Source organism: uncultured Paraglaciecola sp. (genome assembly GCF_937123705.1).
Lineage (GTDB): Bacteria > Pseudomonadota > Gammaproteobacteria > Enterobacterales > Alteromonadaceae > Paraglaciecola.
The window spans coordinates 1-20,253 of the sequence record NZ_CAKZKO010000137.1 but is presented as its reverse complement, the minus strand read 5'-3'; the positions used below and the strand labels follow the sequence as shown (position 1 = coordinate 20,253).

17 protein-coding genes are annotated in these 20,253 nt (G+C 42.7%); 6 read left to right on the top strand and 11 right to left on the bottom strand.

The genetic code is table 11. The features are described 5' to 3' along the window. Window positions 1-11 precede the first annotated feature (11 nt). Entirely contained in the window at window positions 12-923 is a 912-nt protein-coding gene (gene rlmF, locus Q0688_RS16935; protein ID WP_299079566.1) for a 23S rRNA (adenine(1618)-N(6))-methyltransferase RlmF, read from the bottom strand. Window positions 924-932: 9 nt separating this feature from the next. Then, window positions 933-2,543: an NAD(P)/FAD-dependent oxidoreductase gene (locus tag Q0688_RS16930; protein WP_299079562.1), complete on the bottom strand. Its 1,611-nt coding sequence runs from the start codon at window positions 2,541-2,543 to the stop codon at window positions 933-935. 162 nt (window positions 2,544-2,705) lie between these two features. Here Q0688_RS16930 and fdxA point away from each other — a divergent pair, with 162 nt between their 5' ends. Together fdxA and Q0688_RS16920 are read left to right on the top strand one after the other, a co-directional pair. After that, on the top strand, window positions 2,706-3,029 hold the full coding sequence (fdxA, locus tag Q0688_RS16925; protein WP_299079559.1) for a ferredoxin FdxA: 324 nt from the start codon (window positions 2,706-2,708) through the stop codon (window positions 3,027-3,029). 138 nt (window positions 3,030-3,167) lie between these two features. Next, a complete protein-coding gene (locus Q0688_RS16920; RefSeq protein WP_299079556.1) occupies window positions 3,168-3,542 on the top strand; it encodes a VOC family protein in 375 nt (124 codons plus the stop codon). 104 nt (window positions 3,543-3,646) lie between these two features. Here Q0688_RS16920 and Q0688_RS16915 read toward each other — a convergent pair whose 3' ends face one another. Continuing rightward, window positions 3,647-4,585: a LysR family transcriptional regulator gene (locus tag Q0688_RS16915; RefSeq protein ID WP_299079553.1), complete on the bottom strand. Its 939-nt coding sequence runs from the start codon at window positions 4,583-4,585 to the stop codon at window positions 3,647-3,649. A gap of 256 nt (window positions 4,586-4,841) precedes the next feature. Here Q0688_RS16915 and Q0688_RS16910 point away from each other — a divergent pair, with 256 nt between their 5' ends. Then, the gene (locus tag Q0688_RS16910) at window positions 4,842-5,753 is read left to right on the top strand and encodes an MBL fold metallo-hydrolase (RefSeq protein WP_299079550.1); all 912 of its coding nucleotides are present in this window, start codon (window positions 4,842-4,844) and stop codon (window positions 5,751-5,753) included. Window positions 5,754-5,829: 76 nt separating this feature from the next. Further along, window positions 5,830-7,065: a hypothetical protein gene (locus Q0688_RS16905; protein ID WP_299079548.1), complete on the top strand. Its 1,236-nt coding sequence runs from the start codon at window positions 5,830-5,832 to the stop codon at window positions 7,063-7,065. Between the two features lie 525 nt (window positions 7,066-7,590). Here the strand turns inward: Q0688_RS16905 and Q0688_RS16900 are convergent. From Q0688_RS16900 to Q0688_RS16865, 8 genes are all read right to left on the bottom strand, one after another. Beyond that, on the bottom strand, window positions 7,591-8,241 hold the full coding sequence (locus tag Q0688_RS16900) for a DUF6134 family protein (RefSeq protein WP_299079545.1): 651 nt from the start codon (window positions 8,239-8,241) through the stop codon (window positions 7,591-7,593). Window positions 8,242-8,416: 175 nt separating this feature from the next. Beyond that, window positions 8,417-9,472: an iron-sulfur cluster carrier protein ApbC gene (gene apbC / locus Q0688_RS16895; protein WP_299079542.1), complete on the bottom strand. Its 1,056-nt coding sequence runs from the start codon at window positions 9,470-9,472 to the stop codon at window positions 8,417-8,419. Window positions 9,473-9,514: 42 nt separating this feature from the next. Next, window positions 9,515-11,008, bottom strand: coding sequence for an NCS1 family nucleobase:cation symporter-1 (locus tag Q0688_RS16890; RefSeq protein WP_299079540.1), 1,494 nt, complete (start codon window positions 11,006-11,008; stop codon window positions 9,515-9,517). Window positions 11,009-11,084: 76 nt separating this feature from the next. Continuing rightward, window positions 11,085-11,951 (bottom strand): nitrilase-related carbon-nitrogen hydrolase, encoded by an 867-nt coding sequence (locus Q0688_RS16885; RefSeq protein ID WP_299079537.1) that lies wholly within the window; start codon window positions 11,949-11,951, stop codon window positions 11,085-11,087. A gap of 13 nt (window positions 11,952-11,964) precedes the next feature. Further along, complete coding sequence (gene preA / locus Q0688_RS16880) at window positions 11,965-13,236, bottom strand: NAD-dependent dihydropyrimidine dehydrogenase subunit PreA (protein ID WP_299079534.1); 1,272 nt, start codon at window positions 13,234-13,236, stop codon at window positions 11,965-11,967. Next, the gene (locus Q0688_RS16875) at window positions 13,236-14,594 is read right to left on the bottom strand and encodes an NAD(P)-dependent oxidoreductase (protein WP_299079532.1); all 1,359 of its coding nucleotides are present in this window, start codon (window positions 14,592-14,594) and stop codon (window positions 13,236-13,238) included. Before Q0688_RS16875 ends, preA begins: the two co-directional genes overlap by 1 nt. A 58-nt stretch (window positions 14,595-14,652) precedes the next feature. Beyond that, window positions 14,653-16,143 (bottom strand): CoA-acylating methylmalonate-semialdehyde dehydrogenase, encoded by a 1,491-nt coding sequence (locus Q0688_RS16870; RefSeq protein ID WP_299079530.1) that lies wholly within the window; start codon window positions 16,141-16,143, stop codon window positions 14,653-14,655. A 26-nt stretch (window positions 16,144-16,169) separates the two neighbouring features. Continuing rightward, complete coding sequence (locus tag Q0688_RS16865) at window positions 16,170-17,528, bottom strand: aspartate aminotransferase family protein (RefSeq protein WP_299079527.1); 1,359 nt, start codon at window positions 17,526-17,528, stop codon at window positions 16,170-16,172. A gap of 141 nt (window positions 17,529-17,669) precedes the next feature. Here Q0688_RS16865 and Q0688_RS16860 point away from each other — a divergent pair, with 141 nt between their 5' ends. After that, the gene (locus tag Q0688_RS16860; protein ID WP_299079524.1) at window positions 17,670-18,608 is read left to right on the top strand and encodes a LysR family transcriptional regulator; all 939 of its coding nucleotides are present in this window, start codon (window positions 17,670-17,672) and stop codon (window positions 18,606-18,608) included. A gap of 82 nt (window positions 18,609-18,690) precedes the next feature. Next, window positions 18,691-20,133, top strand: a complete 1,443-nt coding sequence (gene hydA, locus Q0688_RS16855) for a dihydropyrimidinase (RefSeq protein WP_299079521.1) — start codon at window positions 18,691-18,693, stop codon at window positions 20,131-20,133. The last annotated feature ends 120 nt before the right edge of the window (window positions 20,134-20,253 follow it).

Here is a 20,253-nt window from a genome sequence, read left to right as displayed (position 1 = left end):
CCTTATATCTATTAAAAACGCCATGCCACAAAACGGCTTACTTTTTGCCCTTGGGCCATATCGATGGTTTTCACCTGAGTAATTCCTTGCTGTTGCAAACATTTGTACAGCTGCTTTAGGTTTTCCTTTTTCGAAACCAAACTAGTAAACCAGCCTATTTGGTTGGCATATTCGCGGCTTTCATTAATCATTTGTTTTATAAACTGCAATTCGCCTCCTTCACACCAAAGTTCGTTGGACTGCCCGGCAAAGTTTAGCTGCTTCTTTGGAAGCGGAGCAACCACACCAGATCCTCGTTTGAGCTTGTTTTTAGCTAGATTATTGGTTTTACGGGCAGAGCCGGCTTTGGCTTGTTCTGCTGATTGATGAAAGGGTGGATTACACATACAAAACGCAAAATGCTCATCGGGTTTAACCACCCCAGCAAAAATACGTTTTTTATGGGTCTGTTGCCGCACTGAAACCTTACCTGCCAACACAGGGTTTGCATCAATAATGGTATTAGCAGATTGTATCGACACCTTATCTATATCTGTCCCCACCATTTGCCAGCCGTAACTGCGATTGGCAATGATTGGATAAATAAGATTCGCGCCTGTGCCAATATCTAGCCCTTTTATAGACTTTGCTGTTGTTACACTTGCTTGATTATCTTGCGCCAATAAGTCAGCCAAATAATGCACATAATCGGCTCTTCCGGGAATAGGAGGACACAAATATCCTGCGGGAATATCCCAAAAATTAATCTTATAATAATGAGCCAACAAAGCGGCATTTAAAGCTTTAACGGCATCTGGACGGGCAAAATCTATGGTCTTGCCGCCATCAGGTTTGATTACTACATATTGCTGTAATACAGGATAACTCTGCACCAACTCTTCGATAGGGTAGCTGCCTTGATGTAAATTTCTGGCATGTTTCATAGACAGCCTTTATTCACTTCGCGCTAACATATCTATGGCTAACGCTTCGGCGACTTTAATACCATCAATCCCAGCCGACCAAATGCCACCAGCATAACCTGCCCCTTCACCAGCGGGATATAAACCTTGGGTATTAACACTTTGTAAGTCTTTACCGCGCTTAATACAAATGGGCGACGATGTACGGGTTTCTACGCCCGTTAATAAACCATCAGCTTTAGCAAAGCCTTTAATTTGTCTGTCAAAAGCGGGAATGGCTTCTTGAATAGCTGCAATCACATAATCAGGAACAACCTTGGCCAAATCGGTCAAAGTGATCCCTGGGGTGTAGGACGGATTGACTTCACCTAGCTGTTCGCTTGACTTTCCTTGTAAAAAATCTCCAATTAATTGTGCAGGCGCATGATAGTTTTCACCGCCCACTTTAAAGGCAAGTTCTTCAAGTTTGCGTTGTAATGCAATGCCAGCCAGTGGGTGTTCGGGGTAGTCTTGTTCAGGCGTAATACCCACTACTATGGCGCTATTGGCATTACGTTCGTGACGTGAATATTGACTCATGCCATTGGTGACCACTCTGCCCTCCTCTGACGCTGCCGCCACCACAGTGCCACCTGGGCACATACAAAAGCTGTACACCGAACGGCCATTTTTACAGTGATGCACCAGTTTGTAATCAGCCGCACCTAAAATCGGGTTGCCTGCGTTATCGCCAAACCGGCATTCATCAATCATCGATTGTTCATGTTCAATTCGAAAACCGATAGAAAAGGGTTTGGCTTCAACGTAAACCCCTTGTTCATGCAACATTTCAAAGGTGTCTCGGGCACTATGACCTACCGCTAAAACTGCATGTGTACAGGGTAAATATTCACCGTCAGATAAATGCAAACCTTTGAGTTTTTGCTGCTGTATATCAAATTTATCAACGCGAGCACTAAAACGTATTTCACCACCAAGCTCAATGATTTGCGCGCGCATTTTCTCTACCATATTGACCAACTTAAAGGTGCCGATATGGGGTTTACTCACATATAGAATTTCTTCCGGAGCACCAGCAGCCACAAATTCATTCAGCACTTTACGGCCATAATGTTTGCGATCTTTAATTTGGCTATACAATTTGCCATCGGAGAAGGTACCTGCCCCGCCTTCACCAAATTGCACATTTGACTCAGTATCAAGAGGCTTTTTGCGCCAAAAGCCAAATACATCCTTAGTTCGCTCTCGCACTGCTTTGCCGCGCTCTAACACTATGGGTTTAAATCCCATTTGCGCTAAAATTAAAGCGGCAAATAATCCGCAAGGGCCAAGACCGATGACCACAGGTCGTGAATACAAATCCTTAGGAGCCTCGGCGACAAACTTATAGGCCATATCTGGGGTTACGCGCACATGGGGATCATTGGCAAACTTAGTCAGTAACTCAGCTTGATTTGTCACTTCAATGTCGACTGTATAGATCAGTAAAATATCCGCTTTGTTTCGAGCATCGTAAGCCCGTTTAAACACCTCAAAAGACAGTACTTCTTCTAAGGAGATCCCGAGCTTTTTTATAATCGCTGCTGGCAGTGCGTCTTCATCATGATTGAGGGGTAATTTAACTTCGTTTAGACGCAACATAATAATTCCAAGGGTCAAGCAATGAGTGTTTAGGTGAAGTGCGGTATTTTATGTCAGATAAGTCCGTTAGTGTAGGTTAGTTTGCCACTCTGGTGTTGTTTTTTACGCTCGCTACTTTATGATCGCCACTATGAAAAAATTAATCGAACGATCCTCACCACTATGACCTTTGTAGTCGCAGACAACTGCATCAAATGCAAATACACCGACTGCGTACCCGTATGCCCAGTTGACGCGTTTTACGAGGGTGAAAACTTCTTAGTCATCCATCCAGACATTTGTATAGACTGCGGGTTGTGTGTACCAGAATGCCCTGCTGAAGCGATATTTCAAGATACCGAGCTCCCAAAAGAGCAACAGCACTACTTACAGCTCAATGCCGATTTAGCTGAAATCTGGCCAAATATCACCGAGCTTAAACCTGCCCCACAAGATGCGGCGGACTGGTTAGGCGTTGAAAATAAGTTACCCTTACTTGTTGAATAATTCATAATAAAAAACCATTTCAACGTCGACATCCCACAAATTCCTTGTAATCAAATAAAACGCTTTACCTCAAGTTAACATGAGGTATTAAAGTACTGTTCAAGTTAAACACTTTAATTTCACAAGAAGGAATATACTATGACAAGCAAACTTGAACACATTAACTTAACCGTCCAAAACCCTAAAGCTGCTGCCAATATATTGGGGCAGATATTTGATTGGAAAATCCGCTGGAGTGGCGCAGCCTTAGATAATGGTTTTACCATTCATTTAGGCAGTGATAACACCTACCTCGCACTATACTGCCATGAAGAAAAACACTTCACTCAAAAATCACATAAAACTTTATCTAACTTAAATCATATAGGCATCCAAGTTGACGATTTAGATGCTGTAGAACAAAAAGTAAAAAACCAAGGTTTAAAAACTTACAATCATGGTGATTACGAGCCAGGCAGAAGATTTTATTTTGACCTTGAAGAAGGAATTGAAATAGAGGTTGTGAGTTATTAATAATGACAGTTAGCTCACCAGTTGAACGGATGTAACCTGCCCCCCGCAGGTCAAAATGAACATTTTTTCATTCGCCCAGCTTTTCGTTTAAGCACTTAAAGAAACTAAGAATCGATAAAATTGAGCACTTTTTCAACCTGATATGCTCTTCGTTCAATGAATATTTGTTTTATATGCTTTCGCAACCAAATCAACCCTTTATCGGCACTTTGTCGCTTATGCCATAACATTGAAATGGAAGCATGAGGAATATCTATTGGCGGATGGACAATTGCAAGTTCATTGCATGCTAAATAATTGTGAAGAAGATCAGTAGGTAAAATTGCAATAAGATCACTCTCCTTAATAATTGGGACAGCGGAGAAAAAATTATTGACCGTAAAAGCTACTCGTCGAGTCAATCCTAATTGCTGTAAAGCTTGGTCAGTAGGGCTAGCAATATCACCAGACAACGAAACTAATAAATGATCCGCTAAGGAGAATCCTTCAACAGTTAGGGGCTTTTTTGTTAAGGGGTGGCTTTTACGCATTACACAAACGTAATTAGTATCAAATAAATGATCGGTACAAATATTTTCTAAAGAGCGATTACTTTGCCCTATAACAAGATCAACATCAGCGTTATCCAATAATGGTTGGGTACAAGCTATGGTATAAGGCACCGCGTGCAAATTTAGCCCCGGTGCTTCTTTCTCGAATAATTTCCGCATATCCAACCAAAGTGCATCAAGGGCAATATCGGGTAACGCAACTCTAAATGTTCGCTTTGCACTTCTGGCTTCAAAATCTGCAGGCTCTATAGCTTGATTAATATTATGCAGGGAGTCTCGTACTTTTTCCCAAACGTTTTTTGCATAGGTTGTAGGCTGTATTTTGCGGCCATCTGGGACGAACAACTCATCTTTCCATAATACCCGCATTCTAGCCACTGCATTTGAAACAGCGGGTTGCGTCATTGATAATCGCTCAGCCGCCTGTGTTATTGATTTTTCGGTCATTATTACATCAAAAATAACCAATAACTTTAATTCTAGAGGTCGCACAACCATCGTCCTAAACTGGAGATTTAATTCATCATATAATTTTATATATAAATAATCATCTGAATCAATTCATCATATTTAGAAATGAATATGATGTTTTTATAAAATTTTATTTTATGTCTACGCCCTCTTAATATGAATTGAATAGTCGCGCACAGATAACGAATATAAAGATGAAAACAGCCCCCACATTAATAAATGACGTACTTGGTTTAACAGCCACACCATATAAATCTAATCATTCTGGATTTTGATAATGCAAAAGATGACTCAGCTTATCGCTATTTTTAGTTGCTGTAGTTTCGCAGTTGCACACAACCACGACCAACACAAAGGCTTCGATATCAAGGTAACTGACCATGGGAGTGGTATTTTCGAGCTAAGAACAGATCGATCCGGCAACGTTGCGGTGTTAATCGGAGAAGACGGTGTTTTTATGGTGGACACACAAATGGAGCATTTGGTTGAGCTTATTGATGGCGCTCAGAAAAAGCTATCGAATAACCAAGATGTGAACCTTATCGTCAATACACATTTTCACCGAGACCATGTCAGAGGGAATGTGTATTTCAAGAAGCGAGGGGCCAAAATTATGGCTCACCCAAATGTTCGTCGGTACATTGAAAACCCAGGGGCACTCAAAGCACTAGGCCGCGAAACTCCGACGTTCACACCACAATATTCGCCGACTATTGACATCTCAAAAGATAGGTCGATAAAGATGAATGGACAAAGCGTAGCGCTTTATCACACGCCGAATGCCCACACAAACAGTGATATTTTTGTTGTTTTCAAAGAAGCCAATGTAATACACGGAGGTGACCTTGTTTCTACTAGGCGCTTTCCTTTCATCGATATTGATAATGGTGGCTCGGTGTCGGGCTTCATTGCAGCGCTCAGGTCAATAATTGAAGTCGCAGACGCCGACACAAAAATTATCGCCGGACATGGCCCAATTGCAAAGTTAGATGACTTAGAAGCAAGTATTGCGATGTTGGTCGACACGCATAGCATTGTTAAAGAGTTAACTGAGCAAGGTCTATCCTTGGAGGCTATCAAGGCGTTAAACCCTTTAAATAGTTATACCCAAAAATGGCACTGGGCATTTATCACTACCGAGAGAATGGTGACTATACATTACTACGATATTACAGGACGGCTTGAGTAATGATTTATGAGTGAGTAAGACTCATTCATATTTACTTTTTAGCTACGACTAGTTTAAAGAAGGTAGGAAGAAACTGATGAAATTAAAACATGAAATTAAAAGCTACATATGTGCGATTTTCACAATAGTGACTGTGAATAGTTTTGCAGCGCAAGATATTATTCTGGCGGATGATGGCAAGACAGGGGACGCTTTTGGTTTCGATGTTTCTATCGACGGTAACACAGCACTCGTAGGTGCATTTAAAGCGGATCTCGATGGCGTAAAAGACGCTGGAGCAGCTTATGTCTATGTACTGGGAGAAAATGGTTGGCAAAAACAAGCAAAACTTTTCGCTGACCCAGCCCTCGCCAACGACACTCTTGGTGGAAAGGTGGCACTTAAAAATAATGTTGCCATGTTAGGTGTGATGCGAAGGGATGATAAAGGCAAAGACTCGGGAGCTGTTGTCTCGTTTGAACGTGAAGTGAATACTTGGAAACAACGTAAAATTTTCACAGCACCCGATGCAAAACCAGGAGATGCTTTTGGTCAGAGTATTGCTCTCACCGAAAATCACCTTGTCATTGGCGCTCCACGAAACGATGCTTTGGGTGACGACTCAGGAGCCGCTTATATATACAAACGAGAAAATGATACATGGCGCTATCAAACTAAAATAGTGGCAAGTGATGGGCTAGCGGGAGATTTATTTGGCATAAGCGTGGCTATTGACGGCAATACCATTCTTGTTGGCGCTGATTTACATGACGAAAAAGCAGAAAATGCTGGAGCCGTCTACGTTTATGTTCTAGACGACAAGCAGTGGAAACAAGAAGCTAAACTTATGGCGTCTGATGGCGGGAAAACAGATATTTTTGGTGTTAGGGTCGCAATATCAGGGAATACTGCACTAGTTTCTGCAAGGCGAGACGATACTGAAGCGTTAGGGATTGACGCAGGGTCTGCATACATTTTTATGCGAGATGGCAGGACTTGGACACAACAAGTTAAGTTGACTTCACCCGATGGGCAAGCTGACGATAGGTTTGGGCGTGACGTGGCGCTGAGCCGCGATACTGCAATCATAAGTGCAATGAACCATGATGCTAACGGCTCTAATACTGGAGCACTGTACGTATACAAAAAAGGCTCTGGTGGTTGGCGATATACATCCAAGTTTGTAGCCAAGAATAGCAAGTCAGATGATAAATTTGGCTGGAGTGTAGGGCTATCTAATGGCGTTGCCATTGTTGCTTCGCCCAATCATGATGCTCAAGGCCAAGAGTCGGGAGCTGTATTTATTCAAGAGTTAAATTGTAATACCCAATGAAATAAAATAAATAGATTCAGGCGCTAAACTTGGTTAGGCCGAATGTCAGTTTTAGATCTATTTAGGCATTTTCTAAACTAGGATCTTATGTCGATTTTTGAAACAGGGGTTCTGTGTGAAACCCCATCAGGCGGACTCCACGCGCAATGATAACCCGAAGCCTACTTTTATCCGTTAACTTACGGACGAAACAGCAATCTGCTGCGGCGCATTGTGCATTTGACTGAGTTTAAACGAAAGTTGTAACGCTAATTTTCGGTAAATATTCTGAATATCAGCATTGGCCTGCTGGCTAAACATAAACTGCTGACCACTATCCGCTAATTCACGAATCTGGAATCTGCGGGGTCAGTTTAACCTGCGGGGTCTAACCTACGGGGTCAGTTTCGATGAAAATAAGTAAAATTATTTTCTTTTTGATGCGTTCACCACTTCAGCTCTTCTATCTCTGCCTGTGGCAACGGTTTTGCCCTTCGAGACAAAGTATTAGAGACCTGTTCAAAAAACGACTCATCAATTCAACCTCTAAGTGGCTGGTATAACCACGGGTTGATAGCGAAGTGTTTTGCCTCCTTCAACGACTGACTCCAAAGCTAACCACTGACGGTCATCTGCGGCGTACCACAGGGTGATCGGCCCGGCTTCAACATCAATTAAATACTTTACGGCTTTGACGGCCTTGTCATTAATTAAGACGTCCTCTTGTCCTTGCTGGGTGATCGTCACTGCCTCGTATTCGCCTGTTTGGCTGTTAAGCAGTCGTTTTTCCTGGAGAAAATCTGGATTCCAATAAGCAAACGTCATCAAGCAGGCAGGCAAATCCTGCTGGTCAGACAGCGTTTTAACAGAGAACCCGTCGGAGGTCGCTTCACCACGAACAACAAAATCATCGCCATTGGAATCGGTTGTTGCGTTAATCGCACGCAAACAATTTCCCTGCCAGCGCTCTTCATTTTCATGCCGATAACTAAACACTTTGATGAAGAGTATTTTTATATCAAACCGAGCGTTGGTTTGTATGACTTGCTGCCCACCTTGCTCTTTAACAAGAAAGTCGTGGTAGCCAATTTTCTTATCGTCTAGCAATACATCAAATTGCCAGCGAGATTCACCCACAGTGTTCGCTGTGACATTAACGGCGCTGAACAAGCAAATTATTACCAACCACACTTTCATTTTGTATACCTTTAAACAATAACTCGGCCGCCTCGGCGGCGACTTATGATTTACGATGATTAATACGTTCTTGCAGCCACAACGGATCATATCAAGGACCACGCATACTTTGAGACATGTGCTGCTTATGCTTAACCTAAAAATCCTTGTACTAATATCACCTTTGCAAAAACACTCAACTCACCGACGAAACAGCAATCTGCTGTGGAGCACTTTTTATTTGGCTAACTTTAAACGACAGTTGTAACGCTAATTTTCGGTAAATATTCTGAATATCGGCATTGTCATGCTTGCTAAACATCAACTGCTTGCCACTATCCGCTAATTCACGAATTTGTAGATTTAAAGGCAATTGAGCCAACAATTCGGTTTGGTATTTCTGAGCGATGTTTTGTCCGCCGTCTGCGCCAAATATATGTTCTTTGTGGCCACATTGGTTGCAAATGTGGTAGCTCATGTTCTCGACTATACCCAACACTTTGATATCCACTTTATTGAACATGGCGATGCCTTTTATGGCATCGGCCAAAGCTAAGTCTTGCGGCGTGGTCACAATTAACGCCGCTGTAACTGGCATATTTTGCGCTAAGGTAAGTTGAATATCGCCGGTGCCTGGTGGCATATCGACAATTAGGTAATCTAATTCGTCCCATAGAGTTTCGTTATACAGTTGCTGAAACGCACGGCTGGCCATTGGCCCGCGCCAAATCGATGCTGAATCTTCATCTACTAAATAACCGATAGACATAGTTTGCATGCAGTGACTGGCCACAGGGTAGATATTTTTATTATCAGGGGAGCTTGGCTGAGTACCTTTTGTGCCGAGCAACGTGGGAATCGACGGCCCATACACATCGGCATCTAAAATACCCACTCTGGCACCTTGTTGCGTCAATGCGGCAGCTAAATTAACGGCTGTGGTGGACTTACCTACTCCGCCTTTACCCGATGCCACAGCAATCACATTTTTAACCACTTTAGGGTTTTGGCCTTTTATAGATGGGATGGCATATTCAAATTTAATCGCGACTTTATGCTGCTTCGCAAAGTTTTCGAGCAAATGACTGAATTCACCCTTGGCGCCAAGCAAACTATTGCAAACAAAAGGTAATGTTAGCTGCAGGTTTTCCCCATCTAGTGCAATGTAACTACAGGTTTGCTGGATATCTGGAAAATATGTAGGAATATGCTGCTGCAAAACTGAGGCTAATTTATTTGGAATATCTGACATTGTGACTCGCACTTAGATTTTAGAAAACAAACTAAAAATATCTTAACCTAAATTGCGACGATCTTTTGCTTTTAAAGCATAATAAATTGCAGCACCTAGCAACGAGCCAGTAAACCATCCATAGCTATAAAACCAATTCATATACCCTGTCATTAGAGTGAAAATAGTAAGCGCTACAGGTACTGCAAAGGCGATCATTCCTTGCATGTTCACATCGGCGTATTTGCCACCTCTAAGGTACAAAGACACCAAATCGAGTTGTTGTTTATTGATCACAAAATAATCCACTATCATGATCCCAGCAATTGGCCCTAACAAACTCGAATACCCTAATAGCCAGTTTGAATAAAGAGATTCAACACTGACATCTGACTCAATCCAGTGCATTTTTTTTAACAGCTCCCAACTCATCATTAAAAGGCCAATCAAACCTGTTAATAATACGCCGCGTTTTTCGTTAATAAACTTGGGTGCCACATTTTGAAAATCATTAGTTGGAGAAACAATATTGGCGGCACTATTAGTTGAGAGTGTTGCAATGATAATCAATAACATCGCAACGCCTACTAAGATTGGGCTGTCGATTTTTCCAATCAAGTTAATAGGATCAGAAATGGTTTCGCCTACTAAAACAGTTGAAGCGGAGGTTAGAATCACCCCCAAAGAAGCAAAGAAAAACATCGTCAGCGGCAAACCCAATACTTGCCCTATAATTTGGTCTTTCTGGGATTTCACATAACGGCTAAAATCTGGAATATTTAAACTCAGTGTCGCCCAAAACCCAACCATAGCAGTTACGCCAGCCATCAAATAGGGTGTTGCGGCATCCGACTCCGGGCGATTGGCTTTTGTGGCTAACACTTCTGACAAATTTATTTGCGGCAATGCCCAAAACATTAAGCCTAATCCAACTAATAACAACAAAGGCGCAGACCAATTTTCTAGATGTTTTATGGCGTTGGCACCTTTTATCACTACATACAAATTAAGCGCCCAGAACAGAAAAAAGCCATATACTTCACCAGAGCTACCTAATGCAGCCCAACTTGAAGAAAAAGCCGAAAACAACAAATGACAGGCAATACCACCAAATAAAGATTGAATACCAAACCAGCCACAGGCTACAAAGGCTCTAATTAAACAAGGAACATTTGAACCGTATAAACCAAAGGAAGATCGCAACAATACTGGAAAAGGTATGCCGTATTTAGTGCCTGAAAAGGCATTTAAAGTCAGCGGGATCAGCACAATAAGATTGGCAATCAATATGGTGATTAATGCCTCAACGACAGACAAACCAAAATATGCCGTTAATACACCACCTAGGGTATAGGTAGGCACACATATTGACATGCCTACCCACAACGCCGCCACATTACCTTTGTGCCAAGTACGTTGAGCGATTTTTGTTGGCGCAATATCTTGATTGTACAGTGGACTGTCTTGAACATCCTGCTGCACATTCAATTCAACAAATTCACCAACCTCATGAGTAGTAGATACTAAAGTGGATCCCTCGACTTGGTGTCCCTGCATATAAATCATTCCTCATAAGATCTATGAAACTAACAAACATCGGCTAACTTGCACCTAAGCTAGCCATACTCTTTTATTATATTTCCGTTAACTTAGCGTAAGTTTCTGGCCGTCTGTCGCGATAAAACTGCCACACTTTTCTGACCTCATCGATCATATCCAAATCGAGTGTCGAAATAAGTAACTCATCGTTATCTTCAGACGCCTCATCGATGATTTCACCTCTTGGATTAACGTGGTAACTAGTGCCATAAAACTTACCAATATTCCAAGGCTCTTCGGTGCCCACACGGTTTATACAACCCATAAAATAGCCGTTTGCTACAGCGTGAGCAGGTTGCTCCAATTTCCAAAGGTACTGAGATAAACCCGCCACAGTTGCGGATGGGTTATACACAATCTCGGCACCATTTAAGCCTAAAATACGGGCACCTTCAGGAAAGTGCCTGTCGTAACATATGTAAACACCTATCTTGGCGTAACGGGTCTGGAATACTGGGTATTCGGCATCACCGGGTTTAAAGAAAAACTTCTCCCAAAAACCATTAGTATGAGGAATTTGTTTTTTACGATATTTGCCTAAATAGCTGCCGTCTGCATCAATCACAGCTGCAGTGTTGTAATACACGCCAGGTTGCACATATTCGTAGACCGGCACTATCATCACCATTTCATACTTTTTGGCGTATTCAGACATTAAATCTGTCATAGGGCCTGGAACAGTTTCGGCGGCATCATACCAACGTACATCTTGAGATGGACAAAAATACGGGCCGTTAAATATCTCCTGCAAACATAATATCTGCACACCTTTTTTACCGGCTTCTTCAATAAAAGGTAGATGGTGCTCTAGAGCCGCTTGCTGAATATCTTTAACTGGTACTGATTCGTCATTTATCGGATTGTGGCATTGGATCAAACCACTGATTACGTTTCTTGGCATACATTACTCCGTATTATTTAGTTTCTTTAAAGGGATTTGCTGGATGATGTAACCAGCTTAAGTGCGCTTTACCTTCGTCAATATCCACCATCTCTATGGCATTTGGTTCGGGGCACGTAACTTGGCATAAATTACAACCGACACATTCTTCTTCAATAACAGTGTATTCATTGCCGCCATTTTTAGCTGTTTTTGCAATCGATTGATGTGACGTATCTTCACACGCCGCAAAACAACGGCCACATTGAATACAATTATCTTGATTAATATAAGCTACACGTTTGTAGTTCATATTCAGGTATTTCCAATCTGTGGTATTGGGTATGGCCATACGACAAAAGTCATCTATGGAGTCGTAACCTTTTTGATCCATCCAATCACTGAGGCCATCACATAAGTCGTCGATGATCTTAAAACCAAATAGCATAGCCGCTGTACATACTTGTACATTACCCGCCCCTAATGCAATAAATTCAGCCGCATCTCGCCAATTAGATACACCGCCAATACCCGAAATAGGTAATTGCTCGGTAACAGGATTTCTGGCAATTTCTGACAACATACTCAGCGCGATAGGCTTAACCGCTGGGCCACAATAACCTCCATGGGTACCTTTTCCATCCACACTGGGCTCGGGAGACATAGTGTCTAAATTGACTGAGGTAATAGAATTGATAGTATTGATTAAGCTCACCGCATCGGCACCACCGCGCAAAGCGGCTTCGGCAGGTAAACGAATATCGGTGATATTAGGGGTTAATTTTACAATAACGGGCAAGGAACAATACTGTTTGCACCAACGGGTGACCATTTCAATATACTCAGGCACTTGCCCTACTGCCGCTCCCATACCTCGCTCCGGCATACCATGTGGGCAGCCAAAATTTAACTCAATGCCGTCAGCCCCAGTGGCTTCTACTTTAGGTAGAATGGCTTTCCAAGACTCTTCTTCACAAGGCACCATAAGTGACACTATCATTGCCCTATCAGGCCAGTCTTTTTTTACCTGAGTGATTTCATCTAGGTTAATTTGTAATGAACGGTCGGTAATAAGCTCGATGTTGTTAAAGCCCAGCACTTGTCTATTTTGACCATAATGCACACCGTAACGCGACGATACATTGATAGGTGCCGGATCTTCACCCAAGGTTTTCCACACCACCCCACCCCAACCGGCCTCAAAAGCTCGCACAACATTGTAAGCTTTATCAGTTGGGGGAGCCGATGCTAACCAAAAAGGATTAATACACTTAATACCTAAAAATTCGCTGGATAAATCTGCCATTAGTGTTTATCTTCCTGCAAAAATTGATGAATTGCCTGTGCAGCCCTATTGCCATGATCTACAGCTTCAACCACTAGATCTTTCCCTTTAATACAATCTCCACCTGCATACACACCAGAGAGTGAAGTTTGCATTTGCTCATTTACAGCTAATCGACCACTTTGGCACAGATTCGGGTGTTCGGTATCTTGGTTTAAAAAACTTGGCTGCAATTTTTGTCCTATGGCTTTAAATACCACATCACAGGGAACAGAAATCACTTCATCTGTGGTTACTAATTTGCCCGTTGCGTCGCTAGCAGTTCGATTAAACTGCATGCTTTGAAGGCCGTTTTCATCGCCTAAAATTTGTTTAGGTTGGGCATTAAACACAAAACCCACACCATGGGTTTGCGCCAACTCTTGCTCATGCTTAGATGCACCCATCGCTTGTTGGTTGCGCCGATATACTATAGTCACATTGTCGGCACCGAGTTTTTTACTTTGCACTGCAATATCTATCGCTGTCATTCCTGCACCAATCACAACAATTCTTTTACCTACGGGTAATTTGGCCAAAGAGTCTGCTTGACGTAATTCAGAAATGTAATCCACCGCATCTTCCACCCCATGTAAATCTTCACCGGGAATATTGAGCCCGTTACAATCCCCCATACCAATGCCCAAAAATACCGCAGCATAGCTATCCCTTAGGTTCTGTAGACTAAAATCTCGTCCTAGTACTTTTTCATACTGAATATCTATGCCACCAATCTGTAGTACAAACTGCACTTCTTGCTGAGCATAATCGTTCACTAACTTATACTCGGCGATACCGTATTCATTCAGACCACCGGGCTTCTTTGCTGCCTCAAAAATTGTCACCTGATGCCCTTCTCGAGCCAGCCGATGCGCACAGGCTAAACCCGCTGGGCCTGCGCCCACGACAGCAACATGCTTGTGTGTCTCTGGTGCTCGAGTAAAAGGGTAGCCTCTAGCAGGGTCAAGATGTTCCACGGCATAACGTTGTAATCTGCCTATTGAAACCGGAGCGTCTTCGTGAGTATTTCTAACACAAGCTTCTTCACATAAGGTTTCTGTGGGGCAAACTCTAGCGCAACTGCCGCCTAATATATTGGCCGATAATATTTCTTTCGCGGCGCCATGAGCGTTACCTGTATTGATTTTGCGGATGAACAGCGGAATATCGATAGCTGTGGGGCAAGCATTAATACAAGGTGCGTCGTAACAAAACAAACACCGTTCACTGGCAACTAACACTTGCTTTTCAGTGAGTAATGGCGCTATGTCTGTGAAATTCTCAATTATTTCCAAATCACCTAATCGGTTTGATTGAATATTATTTTTCAAACTAGTCACTTCCCCGTATTCCTAGAAATTCAAAAGCACACACTTGACTACACAATTTTTAGCTTTATTAACTTGGAAAAGCAAATTGCGAACCTTCTCTCACACCTGAAGATGGCCATCTTTGGCTAATGGTTTTACGCCTTGTGTAGAATCTTACCGCGTCTGGGCCATAAGCTGACAAATCACCAAATAAGGAACGTTTCCAACCACCAAAACTATGGTAGGCCGAAGGCACAGGTAAAGGCACATTCACGCCTACCATGCCCACTTGAATATGATCTGAAAAATATCGCGCCGCTTCTCCATCACGGGTAAAGATACAAGTACCATTGCCGTATTCATGTTTGTTGATCATATCCATGGCTTGCTGTAATGATTCAACTCGCACTACGCAAAGCACTGGGCCAAAAATTTCAGTTTGGTAAATGGTCATATCAGCTTGCACATGGTCAAACAAACAGCCTCCTAGAAAGAATCCTTGCTCATGACCCGCCACAGCTATATCACGCCCATCAATCACTAAATTAGCGCCCTCTTCTACACCATTGTCGACTAAACCAGACACGCGATTGAGCTGGGCTTCGGTAATCAGTGGCCCCATTTCTTGCCCTGCTACCATGCCCGAACCTATCCGTAAAGTTTTAACCTGAGCAGAAAGTTTTGCCACCACGTCATCGGCCACGTTATTGCCTACACACACAGCCACAGATATCGCCATACAACGTTCACCACAAGAGCCATAAGCTGCGCCCATTAAGGCATTAACAGCGTTATCGATATCCGCATCAGGCATCACCACAGCATGGTTTTTTGCACCACCTAAGGCTTGTACACGTTTACCGTGCGCCGTTCCTGTTGCATAAATATACTCAGCAATTGGTGTAGAGCCAACAAAACTAATGGCCTCAACAGTAGGCGAGTGTAATAAGGCATCTACTGCGGTTTTGTCACCGTTTACCACATTAAACACCCCATCAGGTAACCCCGCTTCTTTAAGCAATTTACCAATAAAAAGTGGTGCACTAGGATCCCTTTCAGAGGGTTTTAAAACAAAAGTATTGCCGCACACTATCGCCATGGGATACATCCACAGCGGCACCATAGCAGGGAAATTAAAAGGCGTAATGCCAGCTACAACCCCTAGAGGTTGCATTTCAGACCAACTATCAATACCCGGCCCAACATTGCGAGAATGTTCACCTTTAAGAAGTTCTGGCGCCCCACAAGCATATTCGACATTTTCAATGCCTCGGGTTAATTCTCCCATAGCATCATCTGTTACCTTGCCATGCTCTGTGGTTAATAACTGGCAAATTTTGTCCTTATTTTGTTCGAGCAACTGTTTAAAACGAAACATGATCTGCGCCCGTTTTAATGGCGGTGTAGCGCGCCAAGCAGGAAAGGCAGCCTTTGCAGCTTCCATCGCTTTTTCAACCGTATCCTGTGATCCAAGCGCCACTTTAGCGACTGTTTGACCAGTAGCAGGGTTAAATACATCTTGATAACGACCTTGGTCATCAAACGCCTGCCCATTGATAAAATGTTCTATTGTTAACATAAAGGTTGTCTCAATTTTACTCTTGGTTATTGGGTTGCATTAATTGCATCACTAAGCACGTTAAATAGTTCGTCAATCTGCTCTTTGGTACTGATAAAAGGCGGCGCTAATTGAATTGTATTGCCGCCACAACGTACAAACATACCAGCGTCCCAACAGCGGCGGAAAATTTCAAAGGGTCGCTTAGTGGGCTCTTGACCAAAGGTGTCTATTTCTAATGCCCCTGCCAGACCAAAATTGCGAATATCAGTCACATGTTTAAGACCTTTAAGATTATGAATTTGTTGTTCAAAATAAGGGGCTAATGCCGCCACTTTTTCGACCATTTTTTGTGTTTCAAACACATCTATAGCAGCCAATGCCGCCGCACAAGCCACTGGATGAGCAGAATAGGTATAACCGTGTGGAAACTCAGTGTTATATTCAGCCCCAGCGTTTTGCATAAAAGTTTGATAAATCTCATTGCTGCTGACCACAGCGCCCATAGGTACACAACCGTTAGTTAGGCCTTTAGCTAAGGTCATAATATCTGGGGTCACGCCAAAAGCATCGGCACCAAAGGCATGGCCAGTTCGACCAAATCCGGTGATCACTTCATCAAAAATCAGCAAAATATTGTGTTTATCACAAATGGCTCTGAGTTTATTCAAATAACCTTTAGGTGGAATAACCACCCCACCCGATCCAGACATAGGCTCGACAATCACTGCCGCAATATTCGACGCATCATGTAAAGCCACTAAATCTTCCAACGTATCTGCCAACTCGGCGCCATGCTCAGGCAATCCTTTAGTAAATCGATTTTGCGCTAAGCAAGTATGTGGCAGGTGATCGACTTCTAAGCCTTGACCAAATAATTTACGGTTGGGGCCTATGCCACCTACGCTCATACCGCCATAGTTCACCCCATGATAACCACGAGTGCGTCCAATAAAGCGAGTTTTAGTGCCTTGCCCCTTTTGCCGCCAATAGGCTCTGGCCATTTTTAACGCTGTATCTGCGGCTTCTGAACCAGAGTTGGTGAAAAACACATAATCGAGTCCTTCAGGCGTTAACGCTTTAACCTTATTAGCGACTTTAAACGCGAGGTCGTTTCCCACTTGAAACGATGGGGAAAAATCTAATTTTTGAATGCCTTTAGCTACAGCTTGAATTATTTCAGGCCTACCATGACCCATACCAGTACACCATAACCCTGACAGTCCATCGTACACTCTATTGCCTTCTTGAGTGGTTAAATAACAACCTTCTGCGCTAGTGACAATAAGTGGGTTATCTTTAAAAAAACGGTTGCCAGTGTAAGGCATCCAAAATGCTTCGAGTGACGCGCGACTAGGTAAGTCATCTAAAGCAGATAAATCTGGTGCAGGTGGGTGCATTGACATCAGGTTTTCCTCATCTAAATGAGTGAAGTAAAGGTTAGTAACATCAATCTTGCATATTGTTAATAGTTTGTTAAATTTAATATAATTTATGTTTAGATAAGTAATTACTTAACATGTTGGTAAAACAGTGAACCCAAGTGCATGACAGTAAAAAGCCCTAATAAACAAAAACTCGCCTCTCAATTGAGTAACTTCGATATCCGTTTACTGAGAATTTTCAGAACTGTGGTGGAATGTGGCGGGTTTTCAGCGGCTGAAGTAGAACTTAATATTAGTCGGTCTGCTATCAGTATCAGTATGTCTGATCTTGAAGAAAGGCTAGGATTACGATTATGTCAGCGAGGTAGAGCCGGTTTTTCACTCACCGATGAAGGAGAATTAATATACCAAGCTAGCCAACAGCTTATGACGTCGCTCGAAAATTTCCGAACCCAAGTCAACACTATTCATGCCAAACTAACTGGAGAGTTGAACATTGGCATTACCGATAACTTGGTTACCTTAGAATATATGCGGGTTTCAAAAGCACTTAAAGCGTTAAAAAGTGAAGACTCAGAGGTGGAAATCAATATTCGGATGATCCCACCTAATGAAATTGAACGTTATGTATTGGACGGTGGCTTACACGTAGGCGTGGTGCCAGATCTTCGCCCTTTACCTGGCTTAGAATATTCAAGACTTTATACCGAAAAATCATTGCTTTATTGTAATTTTGAACATCCATTATTTAATGCCGATGATAAAAATCTACATGCTGACAAAATCAAAACCTTTGAAGCCGTCGCCCCCAGTTATGCACAAACAGCGCAAACGCGCGTCCACTATCAAGCATTAAATACCACAGCCACAGCCACAGATCGTGAAGGTGTGGCCTTCCTTATCTTAACTGGTTGTTTTGTAGGATATTTACCTACTCACTATGCCAAACGCTGGGTAGAGTCAGGGAAAATGCGCGCATTATGTCCTGATAACTTTAACTTTAGTACCGAATATCAAGTGGTACTACGTAAAGGAGTCAAACCCAATTTAGTCTTAAAAACTTTTTTACAAGAAATTAACCAGCAAACAGAAGTGCGTTAAATTGCCTGTTGAACACAACACTTGAAATAAGTCGGTTAATAATTAAACATAACAAACAGAGCAATAATCTGGGAGCAGCAAAATGTCAATTTTGATTAAAGGTGGCACAATTGTCACCGCCGATCTTAGCTATAGAGCCGACCTATATTGTAGTGAAGGAAAAATTCAGGCCATAGGTGAAAACCTCGATGTGCCTACGGGTTGCCAAACAATAGACGCTGGCGACTTACTGGTCATGCCAGGCGGCATCGACCCTCATACTCATATGCAACTCCCCTTTATGGGCACAGTTGCCAGTGAAGACTTTTATACGGGTACTAGTGCAGGTGCCGCGGGTGGCACGACATCCATTATCGACTTTGTTATTCCTAGTCCTCAGCAACCCTTAATGGAAGCGTATAATCAGTGGATGGACTGGGCCGAAAAATCAGCCACCGACTACAGTTTTCATGTGGCCGTGACTTGGTGGGATGAGTCAGTTTATAAAGACATGGGCACCTTAGTGCATGAGCATGGTATCAATAGCTTTAAACATTTTATGGCCTATAAAAATGCCATCATGTGTGAAGACGAAACCTTAGTGAATAGCTTCTCTCGTTGCCTAGAATTAGGCGCCATGCCCACAGTGCATGCCGAGAATGGCGATTTGGTGTTTCATTTACAAAAAAAGATTTTGGAAAGAGGCATAACTGGGCCTGAAGGCCATCCGTTGTCGCGACCACCGGGAGCAGAAGGAGAAGCCGCAAATAGGGCCATTCGTATCGCACAAGCATTAGAAGTACCGATTTATTGTGTGCATGTTTCCTGCGAAGAATCTCTGCAAGCTATCACTAGAGCCAGAAATGAAGGCCAACGGGTTTTTGGTGAAGTGTTGGCTGGGCATTTAGAAATCGATGAATCAGTCTATCAACATGAAGATTGGAATTACGCTGCTGCTCATGTCATGAGCCCGCCATTTCGCGCTAAAAAACACCAAGATGCCTTATGGAAAGGCTTACAATCGGGTAATTTGCAAACCACTGCTACTGATCATTGTTGCTTTTGTGCCGATCAAAAAGCAGCTGGAAAAGACGATTTCAGTTTGATCCCAAATGGCACGGCTGGCATTGAAGATAGAATGTCAATAATGTGGGATGCTGGTGTGGCCTCTGGCAAACTGACTCCCAACGAGTTTGTCGCTGTTACTTCTGCCAATGCCGCTAAAATTTTTAATATCTATCCTCGTAAAGGTTCTATAACAGTTGGGGCGGATGCCGATATTGTATTGTGGGATCCCAACGGCAGCCGCACTATTTCGGCCAAGACCCATCATCAGAATATCGATTTTAATATTTTTGAAGGTCGAACAGTAACAGGCATTGCAGTACATACACTGAGCCAAGGTAAATTAGTATGGACCAATGGTGAATTACGCACTGTAAAAGGAGCAGGAAATAATATTAAACGGCCCGCTTATGGCAGCACTTTTGAAGCGATGAAAATCAACTCTAAACTTAATGAACCAAAAGGGGTGGAGCGTAACTAATAATCACTTTGTATCGATTCATAGATAGCAAAAACCCGCCAGATGGCGGGTTTTCTTATTAAGTTAACGGTAACGCAAAAATTAAATTAACCTAGCTTCTCTTTAATACGTGCAGAACGA